Origin of the sequence: Streptomyces sp. SID8352 (assembly GCF_009862265.1) — a bacterium.
GTDB lineage: Bacteria > Actinomycetota > Actinomycetes > Streptomycetales > Streptomycetaceae > Streptomyces.
Map to the genome: position 1 here is coordinate 19,936 of NZ_WWGX01000007.1, position 23,432 is coordinate 43,367.

Genomic DNA, 23,432 nt, shown 5'->3' on the forward strand with positions numbered 1-23,432 from the left:
TCCGCCGAGAATTCGGGAAAAGCGTCCGGAAGGAATGTTCACGCCACCAGGAACGCATCCCCAAAACAGCCCCCGAGGAAAAGCGGAAACCCCCGGCCACCATGGTGTCCGGGGGTTTCCGCACCCTTTCCGGGCCCGTCCCCTCCGTGTCCGTCCCGGCTCCCCCACCGCCGTGCCGCGCCGGTTCGGCCCCGGGAGCGCCGAGAGGCCGAGGGCCCGGCGCCGGGCCCTCCGGGGCTACGGTGCTCGGGCGCTCGGGGGCTACGGAGGCCGTCGGGCCCCGGGGCGTATCAGGAGCGCCGGTCCCCCGGCGTCCCCGGCGTCCCGGCGTCCCCCGGGAGAGTCGCCGCAGGCCGCGCGGCGGCGGGTCCGCCGGGCCGACCGGGCTCACGCCCCGGTCGTCCACACCTCGTCGACCCGGCCCGCCTGGACATGGGTCCAGCCGTGCTCCAGCTCCTGCGGCCGGCAGGCGTACCCGGTGCGGGTGCCCGTGCGCAGGCGCAGTTCCTCGGCGAGCACCATCTGGGCGACCCGGCCCGCGCCGGTGTCGTCCGGGCGCGGGGCGGCCAGCACGATGTCCACCGGTGCCCGGCACACCACCTCCGCGACCAGCTCCGCGAGGTGCCGCACCGCGGCGCCGTCGGCGGCGGGCGCCGGGACCACCAGGCCGACCTCAGCCTCCGGGCGGGCGCGCCGCAGCGCGCGCACCCGTTCGACGAGGACCGCGGCGTCCTGCGCCCCGCCACCGGGCGCGGCGACCTCCACCAGCGAGCCGTCCAGCTCGGCCAGGTCCCGCACCGGCGCCCCGGGCAGGGCGGTGAAGCCGCTTCCTGCGGTCCGCTCGAAGTCCCGGTCCAGGCGCTGCATCTGGCGCACCGAGAGCTGTCCGGCCCGGGTCAGCAGGCGCAGCGTCAGCTCCCTGAGGGAGGCGTCCCGGTGCCCCTCGGGGGCCTCCCAGAGCCTCCGGCTGGCCCACGCGGACTCCTGGACGCCCGCCACCACGGGACGGCGCACCTCCTCGTACGCGGCGAGCGCGGCCGGTACGTCGAGGACGTCCCCGGCGGTCAGGGCGCGCACCAGTTCGGCGGCGTCCTCCAGGGCCAGGGTGGTGCCGGAGCCCATGGAGAAGTGGGCGGTGTGAACGGCGTCGCCGATGCCGACGAGGTTCTTGTGGTGCCAGTGCTCGGCCGAGACCTGCGGGAAGCGCAGCCAGCGCGAGCCGTTGCCGTGCAGCCGACCGCCGCGCAGATGGCCGGCGAAGACCTCGCTCGCGAAGGCCATGGCCCGTTCGTCGGTCCAGTCGGCGCCCCGGGTGTGCCCGTCGGTGAACCCGGCGCGCTCCCAGCTCCCGCCGTCCATCTCCACCAGGAAGGTGCAGCGGTCCCGGGAGTACGGGTAGGCGTGGGCGGCGACCGGCCCGTGGGGGCTGTCCTCGAAGAGGAAGGTCATGTCCTCGAAGACCCGGTCGGAGGCGAACCAGGCGTACCGGCTGCCGCCCGGGGTGACCCTCGCGCCGAACCCGTCCGGGAAGGCGCCCCGGCTGCGGCTGCCCGCGCCGTCGGCGGCGACCACCACGTCGTAGCGGTCGAGCAGGGAGGCGGCGTCGGCCTCGGTGCGGTAGTGCAGCCCGACCCCGGCCTCCTCGGCGTGCCGGCGCAGCATGGCCAGCATCTCCCGGCGCTCCACCGCGGCGAAGCCGTGGCCGGAGGTGCTCAAGGACTCGCCGCCGCGCCGGACCTCGACCTGCTCCCAGCGGGCGCCGCCGTCCAGGATGCCGGTGACGACCTCGGGGGCGGTGCGGCGCAGCCGCATCAGGCTGAGCCGGGAGAAGACCACGCCGAAGCCGAACGTGGCGTCCGGGGCGCTGCGTTCGAAGACGTCGACCCGGTGGTCGCCGGCCCGGCGCATCAGGAGCGCGAAGAAGAGTCCGGCGGGTCCGCCGCCGACGCACGCGACCCTCATCGCCCTCACACCCCGGCCGCGGCGACCGGCCGCGCGGCGGCGGGCACCCGGTCCGCGGACGCCGGGTCCGCGGCCGCCCGGTCCTCGGACGCCGGGTCCGCGGGCGCCGGGTGGGCGGGACCGGCGCCCGGCAGCAGCTCCTTGAGGACGCGGCGCAGGATCTTGCCGGCCGCGTTGCGCGGGATCTCCTCGGTGAAGCGCACCGCGGCGGGCCGCTTGTAGCTGCCGAGCTGGGCGGCGCAGGCGGAGATCAGCTCGGGCAGGGTCGGGGTCCGCTCCGGGTCGGCGACGACGAACGCCACCGGCACCTGGCCCCACTCCTCGGAGGGCGCGGCGACGACGGCCACGTCCCGGACGCCGGGGACGGTGGCGAGGACCCGCTCGATCTCCGCGGGGTAGACGTTCTGCCCGCCCCGGATGATGACGTCCCCGACCCGGTCGACCAGGTGGATCAGCCCGTCCTCGGTCATGCGGCCGAGGTCGCCGGTGCGCAGCCAGCCGTCGCGCAGGGAGCGGGTGGTGGCCTCCGGGTCGTTCCAGTAGCCGCGCATGGTGCCGTCGCCCCGGACGCACACCTCGCCGGTCTCGCCGTACGGCAGGCGTTCGCCGCGCTCGTCGAGGATCTCGATGTGGCAGCCGGGCAGCATGCGCCCGGAGGAGGAGACGGGGTCCCCGCCGTCGGCGGTGTAGAGGGCGGTGCCGATGGGGCCGCCCTCGGACAGTCCGTAGGAGTTGCGGACCGGGACGCCGAAGCGGCGCACCGTCTCGCGCAGCAGGGGCTCCGGCATCGGGGAGCCGCCGAAGACGATCTCCCGCAGGCTGGACAGGTCCGTGGTGCCGAACGCCTTGGCCTGGAGGGTGAAGCGGATCATGGACGGGACCATGAAGGTCGTCGTGACCCCGAACCGCTCCACGCAGGCGAGGAACCGCTGCGGGGTGAAGTCGCCCTGGACGACCAGGGTCCCGCCCGCGGCGAGCAGCGCCAGGCTCACCACCATGCTGCCGTGGAAGAGGGGGCAGGGGTAGAGCATCACGTCGTCGGCGGTGAAGCCGAAGTCCGCGACGGTCGCCGTGTAGCCCGCCGCGATGGCCCGGTGGGTGAGGGCGACGCCCTTGGCCCGGCCGGAGGTCGCGGAGGTGTGCACCACGGCGAACACGTCGTCCCGGTCCGGCAGCGGCAGCGGGCGCGGCGCGGCGGCGTACAGCTCCTCGAACTCCGGGGAGTCCAGGGCGATCCGCGTGCCCCCGCCCAGCGCGTCGCCGAGCCGCCGGGCCGCCGCCGCGTCCGCGATCACACAGGCCGGGGAGACGTTGGCGACGATGTGCTCGACCTCGGGGGCCGGGAAGGTCGGGTTGACGGGGCAGACGACGAGGCCGGCCTTGGCGGCGGCCACGTACAGCTCGATGACCTCCAGGCGGTTGCGGGAGAGCAGGGCGAACCGGTCCCCGGGGACCAGGCCCCGGCCGAGCAGTCCGCAGGCCAGGGCGTCGGTGCGGTCGTCCAGCTCGCGCCAGGTCAGGGTGCGGGTCTCGTCGGCCAGGGCCGGTGCGCCGGGGGCGAGCAGGCGCCGCCGCCGGACGGCGTGGGCGAGCCACATCAGGCGTTCACCTCCGGGGCCGCGGCCAGGACGCGGTCGATGCCGTCGATGGTGTAGAGGGTGGCCATCTCCTCGTCCTCCAGGGGGACTCCGGTGCGCTCCTCGATGGCGAGGGCGAGCCGGATCAGCTCCCCGGAGTTGATGCCGACGGTCAGCAGGTCGGCGTCGTCGGCCAGGTCGTCGAACAGACCGGGCACATCGACGAGTTCCAGCAGCAGTCGCCGGCCGGGCGAGGTGGCGGTGGTGGCGTCGCTCATGGCGGTTTCCTTTCGGGTGTCGGCGTGCGACGGGGTCAGCGGCCGACCTTCGCGGGGCTGCGCTCGCCGGCGGACGGGTCGGAGGGGCCGGGGGCGGCGGAGGCGGCCGGGGCGGCCTCCGCGGGGGCCGCCGGTCCCGCGGCGGGGGCGGGGTCGTCGTCGCCGTCGCGCAGGCCGATCCGCCGGTGCAGACGGGCCAGCGGGGCGGGCGCCCACCAGTTGAAGCGGCCGGCCATCCGCATGAAGGCCGGTACGAGGATGCCGCGGACCAGGGTGGCGTCCATCAGGACGGCGAGGGCCAGCCCGAAGCCGAGCATCTTCATGTGGGTGATGCCGGACAGGAGGAAGGAGAGGAACACCAGGGCCATCAGCAGCGCCGCCGCGGTGACGATGCCGCCGGTGCGCTCCAGGCCGCGGGCGACGGAGAGCCTGTTGTCGCCGGTGCGGTCGTACTCCTCCTTGATGCGGGAGAGCAGGAAGACCTCGTAGTCCATGGAGAGCCCGAAGGCCACGCAGAACATCATGATCGGGTTGGTGGCCACCGTCATCCCGGTGGTGGTGAAGTCGCCCACCAGCCACTTGAGGTGGCCGTCCTGGAACACCCACACCATGGAGCCGAAGGTGGCGGTCAGGCTGAACAGGTTGAGCACCAGCGCCTTGACCGGCATCAGCACGCTGCCGCTGAGCAGGAACAGCAGGACGAAGATGCTGGCGGCGATGATCAGCAGCCCGTACGGCAGCCGGTCGCCCAGCGAGGCCATGGTGTCCTTGAACGAGGCCGCGGTGCCGCCCACCTGGACCGGGAACGGCGCGGACATCTCCCGCACCTCGGTCACCAGGTCCTGGCCCTCGTCGGTGTACGGGTCGACCTCGGGCACCACCATCAGCCAGGTGCCGTTCTCCCCGGCGAACTGCTCGTACAGCCTGCCCGGCTTCGCGACCCGCTGTCCGTCGGTGTAGGAGCCGGCGAGTCCGTCGACCCGGGCCACGTCCGGCAGTTCGGACAGGCGCTGCGAGTACTCCGCGATGTCGGTGGTGCGGGACCTCGGGTCACCGGTGCCGTCGGCCACCACCAGCAGCGGGGACATGGCACGGGCCGGGTAGTCCTCGGCGATGCGGGTGCCGACCTCGTGGGCCTGCGCGTGCTGGGGCAGGGCGCGCTCGTCGGAGAGGCCGAAGCGGACCCCGAGGAACGGGGTGAGCAGCAGCGCCATCAGCACCACCACGCCGGTGGCCAGCGGCAGCGGCCTGCGCATCACCAGGAGGGACAGCCGGTGCCAGAAGCCGGTGTCGGCCGGCTTCTCGCGGTGCCGTCCGAAGGACCACTTGTTGACCCGGTGGCCGAGGACCGCGAGCAGCGCGGGCAGCACCACCAGGGCGGCCACCACCGCGAAGGCGACGACGGCGATCCCGGCGTAGGCGAAGGACCGCAGGAAGTACATCGGGAAGATCAGCAGCGCGGACAGCGACAGGCCGACGGTGAGGGCGGAGAAGAGCACGGTGCGGCCGGCCGTGCGCAGGGTGATGCCGACCGCCTGCTCGACGGTGGCGCCCTTGCGCAGCTCCTCCCTGAATCTGCTCACCACGAACAGGGCGTAGTCGATGCCGAGTCCGAGCCCCAGTGCCGTCGAGATGTTCATCGCGAAGACGGACACGTCGGTGAAGACCACCAGTACCCGCAGCACCGCCAGCGCGCCCATCACGGCGACGACGCCGAGGGCCAGCGGCAGCAGTGCGGCGATCACCCCGCGGAAGACGAAGACCAGCAGGATCAGCGTCAGCGGCAGCACCACGGCCTCGGCCAGCGCCAGGTCCTTCTGGGTCTGCTCGGTCAGCTCGCGGTTGGCCTCGGCCAGGCCGCCGAACTTCAGGTCGAGCCCCTGGTAGCCGTCCTGGTAGTGCGGCAGCAGCTTCTTCAGGTGCTCGGCGACCTCGTCCTCGTCACCGGTGAGGTGCGCCATGACCAGCGCCGAGTCGCCCTTCTCGCTGTGCAGCAGCGGGGCGCGGTCCTGCGTCCAGTACGACAGGGCCTGGCTGACGCCGGGTTCGTCGGCGAGGGCGCGGGTCAGCGCCAGTCCGGCCCGGGTGGTGCCGGGGTCGTCCACCCCGTCGGGGGTCTCGACGAGGATGACGAGGTTCGGGGAGCCCGCGCGGAACTCCTTGGACAGCGCCTTCTGCGCGGCGCTGGACGCGGAGTCGGGCACCTCGTAGCCGCCGGCGGACAGTTTGTCGTTGACGCCGCCGCCCAGGGCCCCGCCGACGACGCAGAACAGCAGCGTCAGGACGAGGACGAGTTTGCGGCGGCCCGCGGCCAGGGCGGCGAGCTTCTCAAGCATGGGAACCCTTCCAGGGTCGGGATGGCAGGGGGCTCCCGGGGGCTGCGGGCGGCCGGCGGGAGACGGGTCGGGCGGATCGGCGGGCGGCGGACCGGGCGGTGCCCGGGAGCCGTGGTGCGGGCGGGAGCCGTGGTGCGGCGGGCTCGCGGGCGGGGTCAGGCGCCCCCGAGGACCTGGTTGCAGGACAGGGCGCACCGGCCGCCGCGGTCGCAGTCGTGCGCGACGACCGGCTCCTCGGAGGCGGCCGGCCAGGCCAGCAGCCGGTTGTGCACCGAGCCCCGGCAGAAGTCGGTGAACTCGGGGTTGCTGGCCCTGTGGCGGCGGGCCAGGAAGGCGAGGACGGGGTCGAGGACCAGCCAGCGGCCGTCCTCCAGGACCTCGGTCCAGGCGTGCTCCACGCCCACCATGCCGAGGACGTACCCCTTGCGGGTGCGGGCCGCGAGGCCGGCCCCGCGGGCGTCCCGCGCCATGATCCAGGCGGCCACCTGGCAGTCCACCATGCGGAGTTCGGCGGCCCGCGCGGGGTCGGCCCGCAGCCGGTCCGGCAGCCAGCCGAACTGGTGGGAGCCGTCGTCGAGGGCGGCGAGCAGCCCGTCGTAGACGGCGCGCACCGCCTCCGTGCGGGGCTCGGCGGCGGTGCCCCGGGTGACCACGGTGGCGGTCGTCTCGCCCCCGGGACCGGCGGCCGGGCGGACGTCCACCAGGGTCCCGCCGAGCAGGTCCGGCGCGGGGACGGGCGGCACCTCGCCGGGGCAGCCGGGGGCGTCGCAGGGGGCGGCGAGGCGGACGTGCCAGGTGCGCTCCTTGAGCCAGCCCTCGCGCGGCCCCGCCGCCATCCGCAGCATCCGCGCCTCGGCCAGCTCGGCCAGCGAGCGGCCCTGCCGCGCGGCGAGCCCGAGGTTGGCGACGTCGTGGTAGTCCAGCAGGGGCCCGTCCTCGCCCCGCTCCGCGGGCAGCCCCGCCTCGACCAGCGCCGCCACGGTCCCGGCGTCGGTACCGAGCTGCCGGGCGGCCTCGTCCACGCCGAGGGTCCCCCGGAAGAACTCCCCGGGCACCTTCCGCAGCCGGGCCAGCCCGTCCCGCCAGGCGTCCGGCAGCGCGCCGGGAGCGGGGGCGCGGGTCCCGGCCGGGGCCGAGGCGGCCCGCGCGGGTGCTCCGGCCGCCTCAGCGGTGGGCGGGGACAGGGGTGTCATCGCTGGTCTTCCTCTCGTGCGGCCGTACGGCACCGGCCGCGTTCGGCGGCGGACCCCCGGCGAAGGAACCGAGGAGCAGGGCCGCCTCGGGGCGGCGCACCTTCCAGGTGGCGGTGTGCGGGATCTCGTCCCAGGTCAGGTGGACCGGCGGGGCGACGGGCGGCAGACCGGCGACGGCCGCCTCCCAGGCCCGCCCGGGCAGCGGGCGGTCGCCCCGGGTGCAGATCAGCGGCACGGGCGGGCGGCCGTCCTCCATCGGGACGAGCACCGCCTCGGTCAGCTCCGGCACGCGCTCCAGGATCGTGTCCTCCAGCGCCAGCAGGCTCTCCGTGCCCGGCCGCCGGTCGACGATCCGGTCGAACAGGTGCAGGCACCCGCGGCCGGTGACGACACCCACGTCGCCCATCGCCCACCAGCCGTCCACCCGCTGGTCGGGCGTGCCGAGGTAGGTCGGGGTGACCGCCGAGGTGCGGGTCATGATGGCGCCGGTCGTCCCGCGCCCCACCGCGCCCGCCCCGCCCTCCAGGCCGCCGATGCGCACCTTGGAGTGGCCGATCAGCGGACGGCCCACGCAGCGCCCGTCGGCGCAGCGGCGGCCCGGCTCGCGCCGGTAGAACTTCATCGCCACCGGCCCGGTCTCCGACTGGCCGTACACCTGGACGTACCGTGCGCCACGACGGCCCGCGCGCAGCAGCGTCCGAATGGTCCGCGGATGCGCCGCGTCGAAGGTGCTGACGAACAGCCGTACGGAGGCCAGCAGTCGGGGCTGCTCATCAGCGATCTCCTCCCAGCGGATGAACGCGTTCGGCACCGTCTCCACGACCCCGGGCCGCACCCGGCGCAGCATCAGCGCCGCGTTGTGCGGGTCCGGCTCCGTCATGAAGCCCAGCGGCAGCCCCACCGCGAGCGTCGACACGATCGCCGCCACGGTCCGCACGTGCACCGGGGAGATGCAGACCAGGTACGGGTCGCGGACCCGCAGCAGCCGCCCGACGACCGTCTGGGGACGGGCCTGCCCGGCGAAGGTGAGGGCCGTCTGGAGCACCAGCTTGGGCACCCCGGTCGTGCCGGAGGTGTGGGTGACCAACTGCTCGTCCCCCGGGCCGGGCACGGGCCGTTCGGGCAGCTCGGCGGGGGGCGCCCCGAGCAGCGGCCGGGCCCCGGCCACCGGGGCGGACCCGGTGTACCAGCGCGCGGGCCCCTCCCCGGCCGCGTCCAGCCCCTCCAGCACCCCGAGGGAGGCCGCGTGGGCGTCGGTGACCAGCACCGCCGGCCGGGCCCGCGCCACCAGCACCGGCAGGTTCGCCGCCCCCACCGTCGGGTGGACCAGCACCGGCACGGCGCCGATCCGGGCGCAGGCGAAGGCCAGCAGCGGGATGTCGAAGTTGGGCCGCTTGACGACCATCACCCGGTGGCCCGGCCCGGCGCCCGCCGAGACGAGCAGCCGGGCCGCGCGGTCCACCAGGTCCGCGAAGGTGACGTAGTCCAGCTCCGTTCCCGCCTCGGGGAACAGGTCGAGCGGCACGTCCAGGTGGATCGGCACCCGCCCGTGCCGGCGGGCGGCCAGAGCGGGCGCCGAGGGCAGCGCCAGCTCCTCGCGGATGCGGCCGCCGGCCATCACCGGCCCCCGGGCAGCGCGGCCGGCAGCCGCGTGGCGTGGGCCACGACGTAGGCGGTCAGGTTGTCGAAGGACGAGATGGCCTCGGCCGACTCGTCGTCCAGGTCCCACTCGAAGCCGAAGTCGTCCTCGACGGCGGCGAGGAGCTGGATGAAGCCGGCCGAGGTCAGCCCGAGGCTCCACAGCGAGGTGGTGCGCGCCTCCGGGCCGGAGGGCAGTTCCTCCCCGGTGACCCGGTTCCACACGTCGGTCAGGGCGGCTCGCACCGCGTCGTTGTCGTGCATGATTCCTCCGTCGCGGTCGCGGTCAGGCCACGACCGGGTGCAGGGTGCGGATGGGGCCCGACTTCTCGACGTACGCGCGCTGGCGGCGCAGGTAGTAGAGGACGTACTCGGTGACCTCGTCGAGGTCGAGCGGGGCGTGGCAGGAGCCGGTGCCGCACACGGCCTCGGTGTGGGTGAGGTCGAACCGCTTGGGGTTCTTGAGGTACGAGCCGTAGAAGACCATGCCCTTGTCGAGCTGTTCGTCCAGGGCGGTGAAGCAGTCGGGGTCGGTGACGTAGTGCGGGGGCCGCAGCCCGACCAGTTCCATGATCCGGTCGAGGGCCACGTGCACCGGCACGGTGGCGGAGTTGCCGAGGTGGAAGTAGGTCTCCTCGGAGTCGGAGAGCGCGATGCTGACCGCGTTGCGGGCCACGATGTCGACCGGCACCAGGTTCACCGGGCAGTGCGGGTCGGCGATCAGGTTCAGCCGGGCGTGCGCGAGGAGGGTGCCCAGCTTGCGGCGGGCGAGCTTCTCGATCGTCATCATCTGGCGCGCGAAGCCGTACATCCCCGACCAGTTGAGGCCGTGCCGGGTCAGGCTGTGCCCGATGACGATGGTGGGCCGCATGATCCGGACCCGGTCGAAGCCGTCGGCGGCGCCGCTCACCAGGGCCTCGGCGTGGACCTTGGTCTCCTCGTAGCAGTTGTTGGCGACGGACGGGTCCACGGCGGGCCCCTCCGCGATGTCGCCCTTCCGCGATCCGGCGACGTAGGCGGTGCTCACGTAGTTGAAGGTGCGGGCCCCCGTCCGGCGGGCCAGCTCCAGCACGTTGCGGGTGCCGCCGACGTTGAGCGCCTCGATCTCCTCGCGGTACTCCTCCTCGAAGCGCAGCGAGGCGGCGGCGTGCCACAGCTCGTCGACGGCCGGCAGCTCGGCCGGGTCGACCCCGCAGCCGGGCCGCGCCATGTCGCCGCGGATCGCCCTGGTGCGGGTGACGATGGCCGTCTCCAGATCGGCGCGGCCGTATCCGCGGGCCATGCCGATCAGGGCCTCGTGCAGCCGCCGCCGGGCGTCCGCGGAGTCCTCGCCGCGGACCAGGGCGTAGATCTCGCCCTCGGTGCGGTCGAGGAGTTCCAGGACGACGGCGCCGCCGACGAAACCGGTGGCACCGGTGAGCAGACGTGTGGTCATGGTGTTCCCTCCCTTGGTCCTCGCTCCGCGCGGATCACGCGGCGGCCGGCTCGCGGGCGCCGTCCTCGGACCTGGCGGCCTCGCAGCCGCGGACGAACTCGGCGGTGGCCTTCTGGAAACCGTCCGGGTCGTCGAAGAACGGCACGTGCCCGGCGCGGGCGAGGGTGACTTCCTGGCTGTTGGGGATGCGCTGCAGGGCGTCCTCGATGACGGAGCGGCTCCAGGCGAAGTCGCCGTCGCCGTTGATCAGCAGCGTGGGCTGGGTGAGGGTGGACAGCTTCTCGGGGTCGTCGTCGACGTCCAGGGACGCCTTCAGGCTGTCCGCGATGCCGGTCTTCGACAGCAGGGACATGAAGTTGTCGCGCAGCGCCAGGTAGGCGGGCTTGCCGCCGGCGTGCACGAGCTGGTCCGGGAAGACCAGCGGGTAGAGCATGTCGAACAGGGCGGTGGTGCCGCCGTGCTCCAGCGTCGCCAGCCAGTGCTTGCTCAGCAGGATGCGGCGCAGCGTGCCGTTCGGGGAGAACGCCGGGCCGATGAGGACCAGGCCGGCCACGCGCTCGGGGTACTTGTAGGTGAACTCCCGGGCGATCAGCGTGGAGATGGAGGTGGCGACGAGGTAGGTCTTCTCGATGCCCCGGTGGTCCAGCAGCCGCCGCAGGTCCTCGACGTGGTCGTCGAAGGTGGTCGGGTTCGGGCCGGGGGAGGAGGCGCCCTGGTTGCGCAGGTCGTAGTTGATCAGGCGGAATTCCTTGGCCAGGTCCTGGGTGAAGTTCCCCCAGACGGGGCTCAGGATGTAGAAGTTGTTGATGAAGGTCAGCGGAGCGCCCTCGCCGCTGTCCTCGTAGTACAGCTCGCCGCCGTCGGGAAGGGCGATGGCCTCGTGGTTCTTGTAGCGGACGTCGAGGACACCGAAAGTGTTGGACATGACCGTTCTCCCTGTCGTTGCGTGCGGGTCGAAATGGGGGGGCGTACGGATAGCGGGCCGGAACACGGCGCCGGACGGCGGAATTCCGGGAACCGGGGACGGGACCGGAACCACTGGAACCGGAATTCGGGGAACCGAGTGGATTCCGGTGTTCCGGACCGGGCGTCCCGTGGCACGTTCACCGGGTTCCCTTTTCCTTTCGCCCGGCGGGCCGGAATTCCCGCCGCCCGGTGGCGGCGGCCGGCCACCGGATTCCGTGCGGAAGGGGAAGCGCCGGAGCGGGCACGGCCGGCGGAAGGGCGGCCGGCCCGGTGCGGGACCGGCTACCCGGCGGAACCGGCGGCCCGCGCGGCGCCGGCCCCCGCGGAGGGCTCCGCCCCGTCCGCGTTCTGCCGCCAGAAGGCGCGGACATGGGTGAGGACCGCCTCGGGCCGCTCCAGCGCGGGCAGCCGGTGGGCGCCCTCGACGACGGCGCAGCGCCCCCGCGGGATGGTGTCGGCGGAGCGCCGGGCGGGCCCGGGGAGCCACATCGCGTCCTCGCTGCCGGCGATGACCAGGACCGGCGCGGTGATGCCCGGCAGCAGGCCGCTGATGTCCGGGCGGCGCAGCATCATGGCGTGCATCGAGCGGTGCATCCCGACCCGGTCGGCGGTGGCGAGGCCGTCCCGCACGATCCGGCGGGCCTCGGGGTCGGTGCGCTTGGACCGCGTGGTGAGCAGGGCGTCGGCGACCCCGTTCGACAGCGGCGCGATGGGCCCGAACCGCCCGTAGACCCCGGCCAGCAGGCGGGTCTGGAGGCGTTCGGCGGTCTCCAGCGGGGCGATCGGGGTGGCGATGGTGACGACGCTGCGGCACCGCTCCGGGTGCCGGGCGGCGAAGACCAGGCCGATGTGGCCGCCCCACGCGCTGCCGAGCCAGTCGACGGAGCCGATGCCCAGCTCGGTGAGCACCTCGGCGGCGGCGTCCGCGCAGTCCTCCAGGGTGTACCCGGCGGGCGGGCGTCCGCTGCGGCCGTGGCCCGGGCCGTCGATCAGGACGAGGGTGCGCTCACCGGCGAGCGGACCGGACATGCGCTGCCACTGGAACCGGTCCACCAGCATGCTGTGCCACAGCAGGACCGGGGGGCCGCTTCCGGCTATTTCCACGAAAAGGTCCCCGACTTTGGTGGGGATGGATTTTGTGCGCGACATGTTGGCCACCAATCTCCCGCGTCGTGAGCCGCCCTCGATCGGCAGCCGACGGGAATGATGGTGTGCCACAGATCGCGACAATGCCGCATGTCGGGAGGGAGTGTGTCAGGTCCCGCCGGAAGCACTCCGGGAACACCCCGCCCACCCCATTGCACCCGGGTAACGGCACCCCCCGGGGGCCGCCACCGAAGGTGGGGTACGGCCCACCGGACGACCTGACGGAGAAGGTGACGGAGAAGATGACAGAGAAAGCCGGGCGGGCCGCGGAGAGGACGGCGCGGAAGGCCCGGGAAACCCCGGACGAACGGCGGAAACAGGCCACCTGACCTGACAGACTCCCTTTTCCTCCCTGGTCCGGCCGCCCCTCCCACGGCAGGATTCCACTGTGGCCGCGCTGTGCGGTCGCGCGTCTTACGGCGGGTACGAACACACGGGCACGACTAAGGGGATTCAAGTGGACGAACCGATTCTGGTGACCGGCGGAACCGGCACGCTCGGACGCTTCGTGGTCGCGCGCCTGCTCGACGCGGGCCGGACGGTACGCGTGCTGAGCCGGCACGCGCCCCCGTCGGACACCGCCCCGGACACCCGCCAGTGGGCCGTGGGCGACCTGGAGGCCGGCACCGGCGTCGCCGAGGCGCTGCGCGGCGCGGGCACGGTGGTGCACTGCGCGACCGCCAGCAACGGCAAGAAGGACGTCGCCGCCATGGCGAAGCTGCTGGCGGCGGCGAAGGAGGCCGGCACCCGGCACCTCGTGTACATCTCCATCGTCGGCTGCGACCAGGTGCCGTTCAGCTACTTCAAGGGCAAGGAGGCGTCGGAGCGGCTCCTGGAGGAGAGCGGCGTCCCGTACACGATCCTGAGGGCCACGCAGTTCCACGACTTCGTCCGCGCCATCTTCGACGGCACCTCCAAGCTGCCGCTGATGCTCGCGCCCGGCTTCCGCTACCAGACCATCTCCGCCGCCGAGGTGGCCGGGCGGCTGGCCGAGCTGGCCATCGGCGCCCCCGCCGGACGGGTCGCGGACATGGGCGGCCCCGAGGTCCGCGAGGCCACCGAGATGGCCCGCGTCTACCTCCGGGCCCAGGGTCGCAGCAAGAAGGTGGTCGCGCTGCGCCTGCCCGGCAAGACCTTCCGCGCCTTCCGCGACGGCGGCCACCTGACCGCCTCGCACGCGGTCGGCAAGGGCACCTTCGAGGACTACCTCGCGGAGAAGGCCACCGCCGCCCGGTGACCGGACCCGGCCCGGCCCACCGCGGCGGCACACCACGGGACGGCACGGCGGCTCGGCCGGACCCGGCACCCCTGTCGCGTCCCTGGCCCCCGGCCGACCCGGCGGCCCCGTCGGACCCCTGGGACCCGGCCCGCCTGGCCGCGCTCTACGCCCCCTTCCCCGTCGTCGTCGCCGTCGTGCGGGTGGGCGAGCACCATCCGGGTGAACTCCCGCCCGCGCTGCGGCTGTCGGGGGCGGCGGACCGCCGGGTGGCGGAGTACACGGCGGGACGGGTGGCGGCGTACCGGGCGCTGGAGGAGCTGACCGGCCGGGGCCACTGGGTCGGCCGCGCCGCCTCCGGCGCGCCCGGCTGGCCGCCGGGGACCCGCGGTTCGCTGACGCACAGCCCCACGGCGGCCGTCTGCGTGGCCGCCCTCACCGACGGCTGCCGGGCGCGCCTCGGCCTGGACGCGGAGCCCCTGTCCTCCGCGCCGGGACTGCACCGCGCCCGGCACCTGATCGCCCGCCCGCCGGAGCTGGCCCGCATCGCGGCGGCCCCGGCCGGCGGGGCGGAGCGGGCCGCGCTGCGCCTTTTCTCGGCGAAGGAGGCCGCGTACAAGGCCGCCCCCGCGGCCCTCCAGCCCCGTCTGACCTTCCGCGGCACGGCCCTCGCCTGGGACCCGGCCGCCGGCCCCACGGTCCGCTTCCACGCCTCCGAGGGCCTCCCCCCGGCCCTCCGCGTCACCACCGTCCACACCCCCGGCCACGTCCTCTCCGCCGCGCTCCTGCCCCTGCCGGACCGGTCCTGACCCAACCGGCCGTCGTGACGGTCCGCGCGGGCGTACGGAGGACCACCGGCGCGCCGGGCCCGTGCGCGCGGAAGCCACCGGCCGCGGCCCGGGCCCGCCTCCGTACACCGGTCCGCGTCACGCGCCGAGGTCCAGTTCCGCCCAGACGGTCTTGCACGGCACCGGCCCGCCCCGCACGCCCCAGCGCGCCGCCAACTCCCCCACCAGTTCCAGCCCGTACCCCGACTCGGCGAGCGGACGGGCCTCCTTTCCGCGTACGGGCAGGCGGTCCCCCCGTGTGTCCGTCACCTCGATCCGCAGCACGCGCGGCGCGGTGAGGAACAGCGCCAGCCGGAAGCTCCGCCCCGGGACCCGCCCGTGCACGGCGGCGTTCGTCGCCAGCTCCGCCACGATCAGCCGGGCCGGGTCCAGCGGCAGCCCCCAGTCCTCCAGACGCTCCGCGGCGAGCAACCGCGCCAGTCGCGCACCGCGGCGGGTGGAGGAGAGCGGCACCGCGTACTGGCGCAGGACCACGGGACCGCGTGCCGGTACGGCGGACACCGGTACCTCGATGGGCTCGATTTCCTGATTCATGTTACTCAGCGTCGCGAACGCTCCCTACCCTGTGAAGCACGGCGGCCCGGGCGTTCGGGGGCTGTCCGTGGGACGTCCGGGTTCCGTCCGGGTTGCCCGGGGTGACGGACCCGGGGCACCGGAGGTTGAAGCCGGAAGGGCAGACGGCGGAAGGGCCGGCGAGGACATGAGCGAGTGGGAAGCGGGATCGGACGACGAGGAAGCCGGCGCCGTGATGCGCACGGTGGTGCGGCAGTTGAGGCTGTGGCGTCAGGCTCAGGGCCTCACCCAGGCCGAGCTGGGCTCCGCCATCGGCTACGGCGAGGAACAGGTCTCCTCCGTGGAGCGGGGCCGCCGCATCCCCCGTCCCGAATACCTGGACCGGGCCGACGAGGTCCTGTCGGCGGGCGGGCGCATCGCGGCGATGAAGGCGGACGTCGAGGAGGTCCGCTACCCGAAGAAGGTGCGGGACCTGAAGAAGCTGGAAGCGGAGGCGGTGGAGCTGTGCGCCTACAACAACTCGGTGATTCACGGGTTGTTGCAGACGAAGGGGTACGCGCGGGCTGTCCTGAGCCAGCGGAGGCCACCCTTCACCGCCGAGGAGCAGGAGCAGCGGCTGGTGGCCCGTGTGGCACGTCAGGCCATCATCGACGCCCCGAGAGGGCGCCCGGTCTTCAGCTTCGTCCAGTGCGAGTCGACGCTCCGCCGCCTCATCGGGGGCACAATGGTTCTGCGCGAACAACTCGAACACCTCTTGAAGGTCGCGGAGTTCGGCAATGTCGACCTCCAGATCCTCCCGCTGAGCAGGGAGGAGAACTCCGGACTGGACGGCTCGTTCAGGTTGCTCAGGCTCAAGGACGGGTCCACGGTGGGCCACGTCGAGGTCCAGCACACCAGCCGGGTCATCGCCGACCCGAAAGAGGCCCAACTCCTCGACATCCGCTATGGGATTATCCGGGCGCAGGCTCTCAGCCCACGGGAGTCGACCGCCCTCATCAGGAAGGTACTGGGAGAGACATGACCCTCAAGCCGCACAGCTCGACCTGGACCAAGAGCAGCCACAGCACGGCCCAGGGCCCCGACTGCGTGGAGGTCGCCTGGACCAAGAGCAGCTACAGCACCAGTGACGGCCCCGACTGCGTGGAGGTCGCGGCCGTGCCGGAGCACATCCTCGTACGGGACTCCAAGAACCCCCGCGGCCCCCGCCTCGCCGTCACCCCCGCCACCTGGACGGCCTTCCTCCCCTACGCCTCCGGGAACTGATCGTCCGGACACACGGCGACGGAGCGTGCCCGTGAGCACGCTCCGCCGCCGTACAGGTCCCGGGAGGACGCCGCCGGACCCGGTCAGGTCGTCGAGCGGCGTCTCCGCGCGCCCGGGCGCCGCTCGCTCGGGCGGGTGACCGGGTCGCCCGCCTCCAGCGCCGCCAGCCGGCGCCGCGCGCCGAAGTCCGCCAGCGCCTCCGCCAGCTTCAGCACCGACGGCTCCGGGGCCATCACGTCGACCCGCAGCCCGTGCTCCTCCGCCGTCTTGGCGGTGGCCGGGCCGATGCAGGCGATGACCGTCACGTTGTGCGGCTTGCCCGCGATGCCGACCAGATTGCGGACCGTCGAGGACGAGGTGAACATGACCGCGTCGAAGCCGCCGCCCTTGATCGCCTCCCGCGTCGCGGCCGGCGGCGGCGAGGCGCGCACCGTGCGGTACGCGGTGACGTCGTCGACCTCCCAGCCCAGCTCGATCAGCCCCGCCACCAGCGTCTCGGTGGCGATGTCGGCCCGCGGCAGGAACACCCGGTCGATCGGGTCGAAGACCGGGTCGTACGGCGGCCAGTCGTCCAGCAGGCCCGCCGCCGACTGCTCGCCGCTGGGCACCAGGTCCGGCTTCACGCCGAAGGCGATCAGCGCCTGGGCGGTCTGCTCACCGACCGCGGCGACCTTGATGCCCGCGAAGGCGCGGGCGTCCAGCCCGTACTCCTCGAACTTCTCCCGGACCGCCTTCACCGCGTTGACCGATGTGAACGCGATCCACTCGTAGCGGCCCGTCACCAGGCCCTTGACCGCCCGCTCCATCTGCTGCGGGGTGCGCGGCGGCTCCACGGCGATGGTCGGCACCTCGTGCGGCACCGCGCCGTAGGAACGCAACCGGTCGGAGAGCGACGCCGCCTGCTCCTTCGTCCGCGGCACGAGGACCTTCCAGCCGAACAGCGGCTTGGACTCGAACCAGGACAGCTGGTCGCGCCGGGCGGCCGCGGCGGAGCGCTCACCGACCACGGCTATCACCGGCCGGCCGCCCTCCGGCGACGGCAGCACCTTCGCCTGCTTCAGCGTCTGCGCGACGGTGCCCAGCGTCGCCGTCCAGGTCCGCTGCCGGGTCGTCGTCCCCGCCACCGTCACCGTCAGCGGGGTGTCCGGCTTGCGGCCCGCCGACACCAGTTCCCCGGCAGCCGCGGCCACCGAGTCCAGCGTCGTCGACACCACCACCGTGCCGTCGGAGGCGCCCACCTCGGTCCAGCAGCGCTCGGAGGCGGTACGGGCGTCCACGAACCGCACGTCGGTGCCCTCGGCGTCACGCAGCGGGACACCGGCGTACGCCGGGACCCCGACCGCGTTGGCGATGCCCGGGACCACCTCGAACGGCACCCCGGCCGAGGCGCAGGCCAGCATCTCCTCGGCGGCGTAGGTGTCGAGGCCGGGGTCGCCCGTCACCGCACGCACCACCCGCCTGCCAGCCCTCGCTGCCTCCATGACAAGATGTGCGGCATCCCGCACGACGGGGACCCCTGCGGGCGCCGACGAGCCGTCGACGACCGTGAGTTGGGGTGTGCCCGGTCCCGGATCCGACCCGTCGGAATCCGTCGGCACCTCGGCCGCACCCTGCCGCGCGTGCGGACGTACGACGTCGAGCACCTCGTGCTCGGCGACGAGGACGTCCGCGTGCGCCAGCGCCTCCACGGCGCGCAGAGTCAGCAATCCCGGATCCCCGGGTCCGGCACCGAGGAAGGTGACGTGCCCGTGCTCCGGACCGGCGGAAAAGGCGGTGGGGCTCACTGTGCTCGCTCCCCCATCAGACCGGCCGCGCCCTGGGCGAGCATCTCGGTGGCGAGTTCGCGACCGAATGCCAGCGCCGCCTCGTGCGTGAGGGGCACGGGACCGGTGGTGGACAGCTGCACCAGCGACGCGCCGTCGGTCGTGCCGACGACGCCGCGCAGGCGCATTTCCTTGACATTGCGCTCACCGGGCAGCAGGTCGGCCAGCGCGCCCACGGGGGCGCTGCAACCGGCTTCCAGCGCGGCGAGCAACGACCGCTCGGCCGTCACGGCGACCCGGGTGAAGGGGTCGTCGAGTTCGGCGAGCGCGGCGGTCAGCTCCACGTCGTGCGTGGGGCATTCGACCGCCAGGGCCCCCTGGCCGGGGGCCGGAAGAATCGTGTCGACCGACAGGAAGTCGGTCACCTCGTCGATGCGGCCCACCCGGTTCATCCCGGCGGCGGCCAGGACGACGGCGTCCAGCTCCCCGCTGCGGACGTACCCGATGCGGGTGTCGACGTTGCCCCGGATCGGGACCGTCTCGATCGCCAGCCCGTGGGCACGGGCGTACGCGTTGAGCTGCGCCATGCGGCGCGGCGCCCCGGTGCCGACGCGCGCCCCGCGGGGCAGGTCGGTGAACTTGAGCGCGTCGCGGGCGACCATCACGTCCCGCGGGTCCTCGCGCACCGGTACGGCGGCCAGGACCAGCCCCTCGTGCGGTGTGGTGGGGAGGTCCTTGAGCGAGTGAACCGCGAAGTCCACCTCACCCCGCAGCAGCGCCTCGCGCAGCGCGGCCACGAACACTCCCGTGCCGCCGATCTGTGCCAGGTGCTCGCGGGACGTGTCGCCGAACGTGGTGATCTCGACGAGCTCAACAGGCCGTCCGGTCACCTGGCTCACGGCGTCCGCCACCTGCCCGGACTGGGCCATGGCGAGCCTGCTCCGCCTGGTCCCGAGCCTCAGTGCCTTCTCAGTCATGCCGGCCCTCGGTTCTTCTCAGTGCTGTTCTCGGCGCGGGAGACGGAGGCCACCGTCTCGGGGTCGAGGTCGAACAGGGTGCGCAGCGCGTCCGCGTACCCGGCGCCGCCGGGTTCGGCCGCGAGCTGCTTGACCCGCACCGTCGGCGCGTGCAGCAGCTTGTCGACGACGCGCTTGACGGTCTGGGTGATCTCGGCGCGGTGCCTGGCGTCCAGCGCGGGCAGCCGCCCTTCCAGCCGGGCGATCTCGCCGGCCACGACGTCGGCGGCCATGCTGCGCAGCGCGACCACGGTGGGCGTGATGCGCGCGGCCCGCTGGGCGGCGCCGAAGGCGGCCACCTCGTCCGCGACGATCCCGCGGACCCGGTCCACGTCGGCGGCCATCGGGGCGTCCGCGGAGGCCTCGGCCAGCGACTCGATGTCGACCAGGCGCACCCCGGCCAGCCGGTGCACGGCGGCGTCGATGTCCCTCGGCATAGCGAGGTCCAGCAGGAACAGCGCCGGACGGGGGCGCGGCACCCGGGCCACCGGCTCCGGGCGGCGCCGCTCGGGGACGCGCCCGGCGGTGGCGGCCGTGGCGGCCAGCGCGGTGATCAGTTCGGGGTCGGCGCCGGGCCCGGTACGGAGGTCCTCGCGGCGGTCGGCGGCGGCGCGGTCGGCCGCGGTGGTGCCGGGGGCGGCCCAGGCACCGTGCTGCTCCAGCGTCGCGGCGTCCATCCCGGCCACGGCGGCGTCGCCCATGACGGAGAAGCCGGACGGCACGGCGGACAGGTCGAGCGGACAGCTCTCCTCACCGGCGGCTCCGGTGGCACCGACCGCGCCCGTGGCCACGGCGGCGCCGGACGTCCCGGCGGTGCCGCCCACCGGGTGCAGTGGCGTTTCCGCACGGCCCCGCCGGGCCCCTTCGGCGGCGGCCGGGGCGGAGACGGCGACCGCGGAGGGCGCGGCGGCGGGGGTCGCGACGCGGCCCTCCAGCGTCCTGGCCACGGCCTCCGCCGTGAGGACGAGCCCCGTCGCGCCGGTACAGGAGACGGCCACGTCGGCACGTGTCAGTTCGGCGGGCACCGCGTCCATCGGGACGGCCCGGGCCCGTACGTCCGTCTCGCCGCTCTCGGTCAGCAGGCGGGCGAGCCGCTCGGCCCGCTCCAAGGTCCGGTTGGCGACGACGACCTCCGTCACCCCGGCCCGCGCGAGCGTGGCGGCGGCCAGCGAGGACATCGACCCGGCGCCGATGACCAGCGCCGTCCGGCCGCCGGCCCAGCCGCGCACCTCCTCGCCCCCGGCCAACTGCTCCAGGCCGAAGGTGACCAGGGACTGCCCGGCGCGGTCGATGCCGGTCTCGGAGTGGGCGCGCTTGCCGACCCGGAGCGACTGCTGGAACAGGTCGTTCAGCAGCCGGCCCGCGCTGTGCAGGTCCTGCGCGCGGGCCAGCGAGTCCTTGATCTGGCCGAGGATCTGCCCCTCGCCGACGACCATCGAGTCCAGCCCGCACGCCACCGAGAACAGATGGTGGACGGCCCGGTCCTCGTAGTGCACGTAGAGGTGGGGCGTCAGCTCCTCCAGCCCGACGCCGCTGTGCTGGGCGAGCAGGGTGGACAGCTCGGCGACACCGGCGTGGAACTTGTCCACGTCGGCGTAGAGCTCGATGCGGTTGCAGGTGGCCAGCACCGCGGCCTCGGTGGCCGGTTCGGCGGCGACCGTGTCCTGGAGCAGCTTCGACTGGGCGTCCGCGTTCAGCGAGGCCCGTTCCAGCACGCTGACCGGCGCGCTGCGGTGGCTCAGCCCGACGACGAGAAGGCTCATGCGGGCATCACCGCGGAGACGTCCCCGTCGGGCCCCTGCCCGGCGCCGGGCTCCTCCGCGGCGGCGGGCGCGGCGGAGCCGGACGCGGACTCCTCGCCCGCCTTGCGCTGCTCGTGGAAGGCGAGGATCTGGAGCTCGATGGAGAGGTCGACCTTGCGCACGTCGACACCGTCGGGGACGGTCAGCACCGTCGGCGCGAAGTTCAGGATGGAGGTGACGCCGGCGGCCACGAGGCGGTCGCAGACGGGCTGGGCGGCTCCGGCCGGGGTCGCGATGACGCCGATGGAGACGCCGTTGTCCCGGATGATCGCCTCCAGCTCGTCGGAGTGCTGCACCGGGATGCCGGCCACGGGCTTTCCGGCCATCTGGGGATCGGCGTCGATGAGCGCCGCGACCCGGAAACCGCGCGAGGCGAAGCCGCCGTAGTTGGCGAGCGCGGCCCCCAGGTTGCCGATGCCGACGATGACGACCGGCCAGTCCTGGGTGAGGCCCAGCTCACGGGAGATCTGGTAGACGAGGTACTCGACGTCGTAGCCGACGCCACGGGTCCCGTAGGAGCCGAGGTAGGAGAAGTCCTTGCGCAGCTTCGCGGAATTGACCCCCGCCGCCGCGGCCAGCTCCTCGGAGGAGACCGTGGGCACCGAGCGCTCCGACAGCGCGGTCAGGGCTCGGAGGTACAGCGGAAGACGGGCGACGGTGGCCTCGGGAATCCCTCGGCTGCGGGTCGCCGGTCGGTGTGTTCGGCCAGTTGCCACGGTGCTCCTGCGGGTAGAGCGGGGCTGTAGGCGGTCATACGTCCCTACATGACCGCCCCGTCGAATGCAGGCTATGTCTTTGTGAACGCGTGCACAAAGATGGTGTCCGATTTGCCCATCGAACGTGACCGGGCTCACGCAACCACGGCGCTCGAACAGGGAACCGGCGCACCCGCACTCGCGTTCCACTCCCTTCGAGGGCAAAGCCGCACACACTCCTCATGATCGACGCCCCCGAGACCCCGCCGCCATCGATCCTAGGCGACCGTCCGGATTACGCGCACCGATCGGTCAGCGCCCTTCGCAGACGCTCCTCGTTCACCCGCCAGAAGGTGTGCTGCCGCCCGTCGACGAGGACCACGGGGATCTGCTCCCAGTACTGGTCGTGGAGGCGCGCGTCCTCGGTGATGTCCTTCTGCTCCCAGGGAACGCCGAGCTCGCCGCAGACCTTCTCGACGACGAGCTGCGCGTCGTCGCACAGGTGGCAGCCGGGTTTGCGGACGAGGGTGACGAGGTGGTCCTCCGGGCGCGCGGAGGGCGGGGGCGGCGACCCCGCCTGCGGGGCCCCGGAGGGCCGCGGGGACCGCGGGGTCTTTCTGCCGAACAGCGGACTCATGGCGGCCATTCTCGCCCGCCCTGTTCACGGCGGCGCAACCTCGTGGCACCGGAACTTCCGGACGGACTGGCTATGCTCACGGGCATGGCCGCTTTCGGATGGCTCACCCCCCGCCGCCGCCCCGCCACGGCGCGGAGCGTGCTGGCGGGCGAGGCCTCGGCGGAGGCCGCCCGCAAGGCGGGCGGCGACGCGACGGACCAGGACCGCGACGACCGGAGCGGGAAGAAGGAGAAGGACGGGAACGGGACCCCGGACTTCCCGGTCCGGGGCGACGACCGGGCCGCCGCCTTCTTCGACCTCGACAACACCGTGATGCAGGGCGCCGCCCTCTTCCACTTCGGCCGCGGGCTGTACAAGCGGCAGTTCTTCGAGACCCGCGACCTGGCCCGCTTCGCCTGGCAGCAGGCGTGGTTCCGGCTGGCCGGCACCGAGGACCCCGAGCACATGCGCGACGCCCGCGACTCGGCGCTCTCCATCGTCAAGGGCCACCGCGTCTCCGAGCTGAGGTCCATCGGCGAGGAGATCTACGACGAGTACATGGCCGGCCGCATCTGGCCCGGCACCCGCGCGCTCGCCCAGGCCCACCTGGACGCCGGGCAGAAGGTCTGGCTGGTCACGGCGGCACCGGTGGAGATCGCCCAGGTCATCGCCCGCCGCCTGGGCCTGACCGGCGCGCTCGGCACCGTCGCCGAGTCCGTCGCCGGCGTCTACACCGGCCGCCTGGTCGGCGAACCGCTGCACGGCCCCGCCAAGGCCGAGGCGGTCCGGGCCCTGGCCGCCGCCGAGCGCCTGGACCTCACCCGCTGCGCCGCGTACAGCGACTCCCACAACGACATCCCGATGCTCTCGCTCGTCGGCCACCCCTACGCGATCAACCCGGACGCCAAGCTGCGCCGGCACGCCCGCGAGCGGGACTGGCGGCTGCGCGACTACCGCACCGGCCGCAAGGCCGCCAAGGTCGGCATCCCGGCCGCCGCCGGCGTCGGCGCGGTCGCGGGCGGCACCGCCGCCGCCATCGCCCTCCACCGCCGCAGGCGCTGACCCGCGCCGCCCGCGCGGCCGCGACCGGACCCCGCGACCGGACCCCGCGGGTGGGGGGACGCGGCCGGGACCGGAGCGGTCGCGGGGCCGGGCGCCCGCCGGGCCGG

Annotated in this window: 21 protein-coding genes; 5 read left to right on the forward strand and 16 right to left on the reverse strand. The window is 74.1% G+C overall.

The annotated features are described in order from the left end of the window. Window positions 1–387 precede the first annotated feature (387 nt). The 10 genes from GTY84_RS02890 to GTY84_RS02935 all read right to left on the reverse strand — a co-directional run bounded on the left by GTY84_RS02890 (window position 388) and on the right by GTY84_RS02935 (window position 12,534). On the reverse strand, window positions 388–1,962 hold the full coding sequence (locus GTY84_RS02890) for an FAD-dependent monooxygenase (RefSeq protein ID WP_161224492.1): 1,575 nt from the start codon (window positions 1,960–1,962) through the stop codon (window positions 388–390). Window positions 1,963–1,967: 5 nt separating this feature from the next. Next, window positions 1,968–3,560 (reverse strand): AMP-binding protein, encoded by a 1,593-nt coding sequence (locus tag GTY84_RS02895; RefSeq protein ID WP_161224493.1) that lies wholly within the window; start codon window positions 3,558–3,560, stop codon window positions 1,968–1,970. Beyond that, window positions 3,560–3,817 carry a phosphopantetheine-binding protein gene (locus GTY84_RS02900; RefSeq protein ID WP_161224494.1) on the reverse strand — a complete coding sequence of 86 codons (258 nt, stop codon included), beginning with the start codon at window positions 3,815–3,817 and terminating at the stop codon, window positions 3,560–3,562. The genes GTY84_RS02895 and GTY84_RS02900 overlap by 1 nt, the downstream gene beginning before the upstream one ends. A gap of 35 nt (window positions 3,818–3,852) precedes the next feature. Then, window positions 3,853–6,153: an MMPL family transporter gene (locus GTY84_RS02905; protein ID WP_161224495.1), complete on the reverse strand. Its 2,301-nt coding sequence runs from the start codon at window positions 6,151–6,153 to the stop codon at window positions 3,853–3,855. A 155-nt stretch (window positions 6,154–6,308) separates the two neighbouring features. Continuing rightward, complete coding sequence (locus GTY84_RS34475) at window positions 6,309–7,346, reverse strand: transglutaminase domain-containing protein (protein ID WP_161224496.1); 1,038 nt, start codon at window positions 7,344–7,346, stop codon at window positions 6,309–6,311. Continuing rightward, window positions 7,318–8,964: a class I adenylate-forming enzyme family protein gene (locus GTY84_RS02915; protein WP_161224497.1), complete on the reverse strand. Its 1,647-nt coding sequence runs from the start codon at window positions 8,962–8,964 to the stop codon at window positions 7,318–7,320. Before GTY84_RS02915 ends, GTY84_RS34475 begins: the two co-directional genes overlap by 29 nt. Next, on the reverse strand, window positions 8,964–9,248 hold the full coding sequence (locus GTY84_RS02920; RefSeq protein WP_161224498.1) for a phosphopantetheine-binding protein: 285 nt from the start codon (window positions 9,246–9,248) through the stop codon (window positions 8,964–8,966). Before GTY84_RS02920 ends, GTY84_RS02915 begins: the two co-directional genes overlap by 1 nt. A 22-nt stretch (window positions 9,249–9,270) precedes the next feature. Further along, entirely contained in the window at window positions 9,271–10,419 is a 1,149-nt protein-coding gene (locus GTY84_RS02925) for an SDR family oxidoreductase (protein ID WP_161224499.1), read from the reverse strand. 34 nt (window positions 10,420–10,453) lie between these two features. Then, window positions 10,454–11,344 carry an alpha/beta hydrolase gene (locus GTY84_RS02930; protein ID WP_161224500.1) on the reverse strand — a complete coding sequence of 297 codons (891 nt, stop codon included), beginning with the start codon at window positions 11,342–11,344 and terminating at the stop codon, window positions 10,454–10,456. Between the two features lie 323 nt (window positions 11,345–11,667). Beyond that, window positions 11,668–12,534, reverse strand: coding sequence for an alpha/beta hydrolase (locus tag GTY84_RS02935; RefSeq protein WP_161224501.1), 867 nt, complete (start codon window positions 12,532–12,534; stop codon window positions 11,668–11,670). 454 nt (window positions 12,535–12,988) lie between these two features. Here GTY84_RS02935 and GTY84_RS02940 point away from each other — a divergent pair, with 454 nt between their 5' ends. Together GTY84_RS02940 and GTY84_RS34480 are read left to right on the forward strand one after the other, a co-directional pair. Continuing rightward, complete coding sequence (locus GTY84_RS02940; RefSeq protein ID WP_345943326.1) at window positions 12,989–13,768, forward strand: NAD(P)H-binding protein; 780 nt, start codon at window positions 12,989–12,991, stop codon at window positions 13,766–13,768. Further along, a complete protein-coding gene (locus GTY84_RS34480; RefSeq protein ID WP_161224502.1) occupies window positions 13,765–14,556 on the forward strand; it encodes a 4'-phosphopantetheinyl transferase superfamily protein in 792 nt (263 codons plus the stop codon). Before GTY84_RS02940 ends, GTY84_RS34480 begins: the two co-directional genes overlap by 4 nt. 117 nt (window positions 14,557–14,673) lie before the next feature. On the opposite strand, the gene GTY84_RS02950 is transcribed toward GTY84_RS34480, so the two are convergent. Further along, the gene (locus GTY84_RS02950) at window positions 14,674–15,129 is read right to left on the reverse strand and encodes an ATP-binding protein (protein WP_161224503.1); all 456 of its coding nucleotides are present in this window, start codon (window positions 15,127–15,129) and stop codon (window positions 14,674–14,676) included. 166 nt (window positions 15,130–15,295) lie between these two features. Here GTY84_RS02950 and GTY84_RS02955 point away from each other — a divergent pair, with 166 nt between their 5' ends. Both GTY84_RS02955 and GTY84_RS02960 read left to right on the forward strand, forming a co-directional pair. Then, window positions 15,296–16,129 carry a helix-turn-helix transcriptional regulator gene (locus GTY84_RS02955; protein ID WP_161224504.1) on the forward strand — a complete coding sequence of 278 codons (834 nt, stop codon included), beginning with the start codon at window positions 15,296–15,298 and terminating at the stop codon, window positions 16,127–16,129. Continuing rightward, entirely contained in the window at window positions 16,126–16,371 is a 246-nt protein-coding gene (locus GTY84_RS02960; protein WP_161224505.1) for a DUF397 domain-containing protein, read from the forward strand. The genes GTY84_RS02955 and GTY84_RS02960 overlap by 4 nt, the downstream gene beginning before the upstream one ends. A gap of 83 nt (window positions 16,372–16,454) precedes the next feature. Here the strand turns inward: GTY84_RS02960 and GTY84_RS02965 are convergent, their stop codons facing one another. From GTY84_RS02965 to GTY84_RS02985, 5 genes are all read right to left on the reverse strand, one after another. Beyond that, the gene (locus GTY84_RS02965) at window positions 16,455–18,155 is read right to left on the reverse strand and encodes a bifunctional uroporphyrinogen-III C-methyltransferase/uroporphyrinogen-III synthase (RefSeq protein ID WP_161224506.1); all 1,701 of its coding nucleotides are present in this window, start codon (window positions 18,153–18,155) and stop codon (window positions 16,455–16,457) included. Continuing rightward, window positions 18,152–19,111, reverse strand: coding sequence for a hydroxymethylbilane synthase (gene hemC, locus GTY84_RS02970; RefSeq protein WP_161224507.1), 960 nt, complete (start codon window positions 19,109–19,111; stop codon window positions 18,152–18,154). Before hemC ends, GTY84_RS02965 begins: the two co-directional genes overlap by 4 nt. Beyond that, entirely contained in the window at window positions 19,108–20,913 is a 1,806-nt protein-coding gene (locus tag GTY84_RS02975) for a glutamyl-tRNA reductase (protein WP_161224508.1), read from the reverse strand. Before GTY84_RS02975 ends, hemC begins: the two co-directional genes overlap by 4 nt. After that, the gene (locus GTY84_RS02980) at window positions 20,910–21,668 is read right to left on the reverse strand and encodes a redox-sensing transcriptional repressor Rex (protein ID WP_161224509.1); all 759 of its coding nucleotides are present in this window, start codon (window positions 21,666–21,668) and stop codon (window positions 20,910–20,912) included. Before GTY84_RS02980 ends, GTY84_RS02975 begins: the two co-directional genes overlap by 4 nt. 274 nt (window positions 21,669–21,942) lie before the next feature. Continuing rightward, window positions 21,943–22,293 carry a glutaredoxin family protein gene (locus GTY84_RS02985; protein ID WP_161224510.1) on the reverse strand — a complete coding sequence of 117 codons (351 nt, stop codon included), beginning with the start codon at window positions 22,291–22,293 and terminating at the stop codon, window positions 21,943–21,945. Window positions 22,294–22,368: 75 nt separating this feature from the next. Here GTY84_RS02985 and GTY84_RS02990 point away from each other — a divergent pair, with 75 nt between their 5' ends. Next, window positions 22,369–23,325: an HAD-IB family hydrolase gene (locus GTY84_RS02990; RefSeq protein ID WP_161224511.1), complete on the forward strand. Its 957-nt coding sequence runs from the start codon at window positions 22,369–22,371 to the stop codon at window positions 23,323–23,325. Window positions 23,326–23,432: the final 107 nt, after the last annotated feature.

Coding starts and splice junctions, on each gene's coding strand:
- GTY84_RS02890 (WP_161224492.1), bottom strand. CDS start 1,962: ATGAGGGTCGCGTGCGTCGGCGGCGGACCCGCCGGACTCTTCTTCGCG.
- GTY84_RS02895 (WP_161224493.1), bottom strand. CDS start 3,560: ATGTGGCTCGCCCACGCCGTCCGGCGGCGGCGCCTGCTCGCCCCCGGC.
- GTY84_RS02900 (WP_161224494.1), bottom strand. CDS start 3,817: ATGAGCGACGCCACCACCGCCACCTCGCCCGGCCGGCGACTGCTGCTG.
- GTY84_RS02905 (WP_161224495.1), bottom strand. CDS start 6,153: ATGCTTGAGAAGCTCGCCGCCCTGGCCGCGGGCCGCCGCAAACTCGTC.
- GTY84_RS34475 (WP_161224496.1), bottom strand. CDS start 7,346: ATGACACCCCTGTCCCCGCCCACCGCTGAGGCGGCCGGAGCACCCGCG.
- GTY84_RS02915 (WP_161224497.1), bottom strand. CDS start 8,964: ATGGCCGGCGGCCGCATCCGCGAGGAGCTGGCGCTGCCCTCGGCGCCC.
- GTY84_RS02920 (WP_161224498.1), bottom strand. CDS start 9,248: ATGCACGACAACGACGCGGTGCGAGCCGCCCTGACCGACGTGTGGAAC.
- GTY84_RS02925 (WP_161224499.1), bottom strand. CDS start 10,419: ATGACCACACGTCTGCTCACCGGTGCCACCGGTTTCGTCGGCGGCGCC.
- GTY84_RS02930 (WP_161224500.1), bottom strand. CDS start 11,344: ATGTCCAACACTTTCGGTGTCCTCGACGTCCGCTACAAGAACCACGAG.
- GTY84_RS02935 (WP_161224501.1), bottom strand. CDS start 12,534: ATGTCGCGCACAAAATCCATCCCCACCAAAGTCGGGGACCTTTTCGTG.
- GTY84_RS02950 (WP_161224503.1), bottom strand. CDS start 15,129: ATGAATCAGGAAATCGAGCCCATCGAGGTACCGGTGTCCGCCGTACCG.
- GTY84_RS02955 (WP_161224504.1), top strand. CDS start 15,296: ATGAGCGAGTGGGAAGCGGGATCGGACGACGAGGAAGCCGGCGCCGTG.
- GTY84_RS02960 (WP_161224505.1), top strand. CDS start 16,126: ATGACCCTCAAGCCGCACAGCTCGACCTGGACCAAGAGCAGCCACAGC.
- hemC (WP_161224507.1), bottom strand. CDS start 19,111: ATGACTGAGAAGGCACTGAGGCTCGGGACCAGGCGGAGCAGGCTCGCC.
- GTY84_RS02975 (WP_161224508.1), bottom strand. CDS start 20,913: ATGAGCCTTCTCGTCGTCGGGCTGAGCCACCGCAGCGCGCCGGTCAGC.
- GTY84_RS02985 (WP_161224510.1), bottom strand. CDS start 22,293: ATGGCCGCCATGAGTCCGCTGTTCGGCAGAAAGACCCCGCGGTCCCCG.
- GTY84_RS02990 (WP_161224511.1), top strand. CDS start 22,369: ATGGCCGCTTTCGGATGGCTCACCCCCCGCCGCCGCCCCGCCACGGCG.